A 4,784-nucleotide genomic window follows, 5' to 3' on the forward strand; every position below is an offset into this window, starting at 1 on the left:
GTGCCGCCGGCGCATGCGCCGTCCGTACCGGCCGCTCCAGCGCCGAGCGATCCCGCCCCGGCGCCGAAGCCTGCCCCGGTGGTGAAGCCCGCCACGCCAGCCAAGCCGCCGGTGACTACAACGCCGACGCCCGGGCAGGCGGCACCGGAGAAGACCGGTCCGCAGACCGGCCCCGCCGAGTCGCCCGCGCAGACTCAGCCGGAGCCCACCGCCCCGGTGGAGGAAGAGCCCGCAGCGCCGCAGGACTCCCCGCCGCAGGAGCCTCCGGCTGACGACGTTCCTGCCGAGGAGACGCCGCCGGAGCCCACCACCCCGGTAGAAGCCGAGCCGGACCCGGCACCCGTGGAGGAACCGCCTGCGGCCGCCGAGCCGGACCCGGCACCCGAGGAAGAACCCCCGGCCGCCGAGCCGGACCCGGCCGAGGACGACACGGCCGCGCCGGAAACGGCTCCGGCCCCTCCCGTTGAGGAGGAGCCGGAGGTAGAGGGGCTGTCCCTGGACAGCCTGCCGCTGGCCTGGGCCGTCTAGAACGGAGGCTCGTCCGTGGGCGGCGCGCTCGTCGTCCACGGGTCATCCCCCGCCGGGCGTGCCTGCGCCTGCGAACGCTGCCCGGGCGAGGCCTTGGTGATGCGGGCGGTGGCGTTGCGCAGGCTCGCGCCGACTTCCTCGACGTCCAGCTCGTACACGGTGCGCTTGACGCCCTCGCGGTCCTCGTAGGACCGCTGCTTGAGGCGGCCCTGCACGATGACTCGCATGCCGCGCTGCAGGGACTCGGCGACGTTCTCGGCGGCCTGCCGCCACACGGCGCAGGTGAGGAACAGGCTCTCGCCGTCCTTCCACTCGTTGGTCTGCCGGTCGAAGGTGCGCGGGGTCGAGGCGACGCGGAACTTGGCCACCGCGGCGCCGGAGGGGGTGAATCGGAGCTCGGGGTCGTCGACCAGGTTGCCGACGACGGTGATGACGGTCTCGCCTGCCACGGAGGGCCTTTCGGAACGGGGCCGGCCCGCGGGGGCGGGCCGGCCGAGGGGTCAGGAGAACAGCAGCTTCCAGGTGAGCGGCCCGGGCAGACCGTCCGGTGCGCCCTTGAGCGCGGCCTGCGAGAGCTGGAAGTCGCGGACGTTCTTCCGGTCGGCGTCGGACCACTTGGGGCCCGGGCCGGTGCGGTAGTGCTTGCCGTAGCCCTTGCGGACGAGCTGCTCGCCGAGGAGCTTGATGTGCGCGTTGCTCTTGCCGTTGCCGAAGGCGTCCCTGCCCGGGAACGGCGGCATCGGCTTGGCCGTGACCTTCCGGCTGGGCAGCGTACCGAGCAGCTGCTTGAGGGACGTCGTCCCGGGAACGCCGTCGGCGTCGTCGCCGGTGAAGCCCAGGCTCTCCTGGTAGTCCTGGTAGTTGCGGGTGTCGGCGTCCGTCCAGGTCGGGCCGGGGCCGCTGGTGTAGTGGCGGCCGAAACCGAGCTTCACCAGGGCCTTGCCGACGGCGGTCACATGGGCGCCGACGGAGCCGTAGCCGTAGCTCAGGCCGTTGATGGTGACGCGCTTGCGGGACACGCTCTTGGCGGTCCCACCGGGCAGGGAGCCGCCCGGCGCGGGGGAGGCCTCGTAGTCGCCCGCGGGCATGCCAGCCCGCACCCACGCGTACAGGGTGCCGCCCGGGCACAGGGTGGCGAAGCCGTCGCGGTGCCCGCGCTTGGCGAGGGTCTTGCCGGTCTTCTTGCAGGCGAGTTCGTACAGGGCCCGGCACGCGGCCAGCGCCTTCTCGCTCGGCTTCTGGTCGCCGCCAATGGCGATCTGCACGCCGATGCCGCTGGTGTTGTGGTCGGGGCAGTGCGCGCCGACCAGGCCCCAGCCGCGGCCCTCGTAGATGTTCCCCTGCTGGTCGACCACGAAGTGGTAGCCGACCCCGGACCAGCCCTGACCGATGTGCTGGGCCTCGATGGCGCGCATGATGGCGTACCCCGTGCGCGTCACGGGGTGGCCGCCGTCGTAGTGGACGTAGAACTCCGTCCTGCGGGAGAGCGGGACGGATGCGGGGGTGCCGCGCCAGGCGCTGGCGCCCCAGGTCGAGCGGCTGATGATTTGCGGGGTGGGCACGGTGTCCTCCGGTGCTGGCGAGCAGGGAGGTGCACCGTGCTCCGGCGGGAGGGTTAGCGTCCCGGGCTCACTCGGCGCCGTGGCTGTCGTCGTCGGGGTCCTGGCCGTCGGTGTCGGGGTACTGCAGGGCGTGCAGCGTCTCGGCGAGGCGGGTGGCCAGGTCGGCGGCGGGGCCGGTCTGCTCCACCTGCAGCGGGCCGCCGGCCGCGCCGGTCAGCTCGACCTCCAAGTGGTCTTCCTTGCCGTACTGCTTGCGGTGCTGCCGCTCCAGGTACCAGGCGCCCGCCCGCCAGTCCGGGGGCGTCTTGTCGATGACGGTCTCCTCCAGCACCTTGCCGGAGTGGGGATCGAACTTGCGGTGCGTCTCCTTGGTGACGATGCCGCCGCGGGAGGCGCGGCGGATGTCCAGGGCGGCGGAGAGCGCCGCGGACGCCCGGGCCCGCTCCACCTTCTCGTAGAACTCCACGAACACGTCGAGTTCGGGGTCGGGGTCCTTGCCCGCGGAGCGGTCCACCAGCTCGGTGCGGCCGTAGGCCATCCAACGCAGGAACGTCGCCCGGGAGATCCCGGCGTGCACGGCGGCGAGGTCCACGGCCAGGCCCGCGCGGCTGGCCTCGATCAGGCGCGCCTCGACCTCGGGCGTCATCAGCCGTGCGCGCGCCGGCGCGAGGTGCTTGCGGCGGTGCTTACGGCGGGACATGGTGCGGAACGTAGGTGATCAGCCGGTTACTGTCCCGGCGTGAACAGGTGCCCGCACGCGGGGCAGCACAGGGTGCCGGTGCGTTCGTTGTCGCCGCTGTCGCCGAGGCCGCTGTCGAAGTCGTCGCCCGCCGGGCGGGTGCTGTCCTCGTCGTCTTCGGTGCCCTGGGGGAGCTTCTCGGGGTCCACCTGGCGGAGCAGGCTTTCCATCTCGTCGTCGGTGTAGGCGAGAGAGTCGAACAGGTCGGCGTCCGAGGTGGCGAGTTCCTCGAGGATCGCCGCGAGCGGCGCCGGGTACCAGCCGCCGGCCTCCTGCAGCCGGTTGAGGAGGATGAGCACGGCGTGCGCCTGGTGGTCGTTCTCGGAGGCCCAGCCGCGGGTGACGGGGACGAGCCATCCGCCGTCGTCGTCCACCAGGAGCCCGCCGGGGGCGGGTTCGCCGCGGACCTGCATCTCGATCAGGGCCGAGCGGCGGCCGTGGCCGTCGATCGTGAGGCCGGTGCGCTCGTCCACGACGGGGGTGCTGATGAAACCGTGGTCCTTGATCGACGCGATGATGCGTTCGAGCTCGTGCTTCTTGGGGTTGGCCGGGTCCGGCGGCAGGTCGGTGAGCGGGATGTACGTGATGTAGCGGGGCGCCTGGAGGGCCATCTGCTGCTCCTGCTGCGCAGCTTGGAGAAGGGGCGGGAAGCGGCCGGCGGTCAGCGAGCCCGCGGACTTGAACCGCGGCGCCCCGGCTCGCTACCGGGGCATGCCGTCATGGCCGGACCGGTCGGCCGCTTCCCTGGCCGGCGCCGTCTCACGAGTCCGGACGAGACGGTGCCGGTGCCGTGGCGTGCGCCGGCGGGTGCGCGTTCCGCCGTGCTCGCTTCTGGCGGGTCGGAACGTAGGCGGCGGGCGGGCTTGCGTCTCGGGTAGATCCCTCGCAACGGGCTTTGACCTGGTGTACAGTCTGCATCTGTGGTTGTACGAGCGAACAGCCACACCAGGGCTGCTGTAACGCTTTCGGCTCTCACTCCGTCCATGTAGCGAGAGATCACCGGCAGCAGGCCCTCCACGCTCCAAAGCCGGTACAAACCGGCACACCAGAAAGGCCATGAATCGCATGTCCGAGGAGAAGCCGAGCGCGCCGGAGCAGACCGGGCCGTCGCCGCAGGAGCTCGCGCTGAATGCCGCGATGGCCTACCGCGTCAAGGCGTACTGGAACGCCCTGTGCGACCCGATCATCGACGCGAACAAGAACTTCATCCGCGACAACCCCGGGATCCTCACCACGGTTGCCGAGATCGACGGCGCACGCGCCGCCATCTTCACCGAGTCCGTGAAGCTGCCGTTTTTCGAGGTCACCGACCCCGAGGCGTTCCTGCGGTGGGCGGACGACAAGGGCGAAACCGAGTGGGTCGTCCGCAAGTCCTTCCGGGACAACATCCTCAAGAAGCGCGCCCGCCACATCCAGCAGACCGGCGAGTGTGTTGACTCTGTGACGGGTGAGGTTATACCTGGTGTGACGAGGAACCCGGGTGGAACGCATATATCTGTAAAGCCCACCTTCACGGAGGCGGGGGAGGAACTCCTCGACAACTTCCTGGACGCCCTGTTCGGGAACGCCGCGGCCGCACTGCCGATGCTCGCCCCCGCCGAGGAGGAGACAGGGGAGGGGAACGAATGAGCACCGCGCCCACCTTCATGCAGTACGCCCCATGCGCGCAGGTCGATCCCGACCTGATGTTCCCTCACCCGCAGGACCGCCGCGGCGTCGCAGCCGCCAAGAGCATCTGCGCGGTCTGCGAGTTCACCGCCGAATGCCTCGCCCGCGCCCTCTCCCCGGAGACCCGCGCCAAGCACGGCGTGTTCGGCGGCAAGTCGGAGCACGAGCGCAGGGAGATTCAGCGAGGCCGGCCGGTACCGCTCGACTACGGGCCGATACCCCCCAAGCACCGGCGCATCGCCCACGCCTGACCGACCGGCCGCCCAGCCCCGGCGTACTCCACGCCG

6 protein-coding genes and 1 pseudogene are annotated in these 4,784 nt (G+C 71.5%); 3 read left to right on the forward strand and 4 right to left on the reverse strand.

What is annotated here, in order from left to right:
* A pseudogene (locus CCN29_RS31245) lies at positions 1 to 528 on the forward strand (hypothetical protein); the annotation flags it as partial.
* On the opposite strand, the gene CCN29_RS31250 reads toward CCN29_RS31245, so the two are convergent.
* The 4 genes from CCN29_RS31250 to CCN29_RS31265 all read right to left on the reverse strand — a co-directional run bounded on the left by CCN29_RS31250 (position 525) and on the right by CCN29_RS31265 (position 3,440).
* Complete coding sequence (locus CCN29_RS31250; RefSeq protein ID WP_442538586.1) at positions 525 to 977, reverse strand: single-stranded DNA-binding protein; 453 nt, start codon at positions 975 to 977, stop codon at positions 525 to 527. The pseudogene CCN29_RS31245 and the gene CCN29_RS31250 overlap by 4 nt on opposite strands.
* A 51-nt stretch (positions 978 to 1,028) precedes the next feature.
* Positions 1,029 to 2,090, reverse strand: a complete 1,062-nt coding sequence (locus CCN29_RS31255) for a peptidoglycan-binding protein (RefSeq protein WP_442538587.1) — start codon at positions 2,088 to 2,090, stop codon at positions 1,029 to 1,031.
* A gap of 67 nt (positions 2,091 to 2,157) precedes the next feature.
* Entirely contained in the window at positions 2,158 to 2,790 is a 633-nt protein-coding gene (locus tag CCN29_RS31260; RefSeq protein ID WP_086685886.1) for a hypothetical protein, read from the reverse strand.
* A 26-nt stretch (positions 2,791 to 2,816) separates the two neighbouring features.
* Positions 2,817 to 3,440 (reverse strand): ParB N-terminal domain-containing protein, encoded by a 624-nt coding sequence (locus CCN29_RS31265; RefSeq protein ID WP_086685889.1) that lies wholly within the window; start codon positions 3,438 to 3,440, stop codon positions 2,817 to 2,819.
* A gap of 445 nt (positions 3,441 to 3,885) precedes the next feature.
* Here CCN29_RS31265 and CCN29_RS31270 point away from each other — a divergent pair, with 445 nt between their 5' ends.
* On the forward strand, positions 3,886 to 4,458 hold the full coding sequence (locus CCN29_RS31270) for a hypothetical protein (protein ID WP_143661425.1): 573 nt from the start codon (positions 3,886 to 3,888) through the stop codon (positions 4,456 to 4,458).
* Positions 4,455 to 4,748 (forward strand): WhiB family transcriptional regulator, encoded by a 294-nt coding sequence (locus CCN29_RS31275; RefSeq protein WP_086685893.1) that lies wholly within the window; start codon positions 4,455 to 4,457, stop codon positions 4,746 to 4,748. Before CCN29_RS31270 ends, CCN29_RS31275 begins: the two co-directional genes overlap by 4 nt.
* The last annotated feature ends 36 nt before the right edge of the window (positions 4,749 to 4,784 follow it).

Origin of the sequence: Streptomyces pseudogriseolus (assembly GCA_002154585.1) — a bacterium.
GTDB classification, from domain to species: domain Bacteria; phylum Actinomycetota; class Actinomycetes; order Streptomycetales; family Streptomycetaceae; genus Streptomyces; species Streptomyces pseudogriseolus.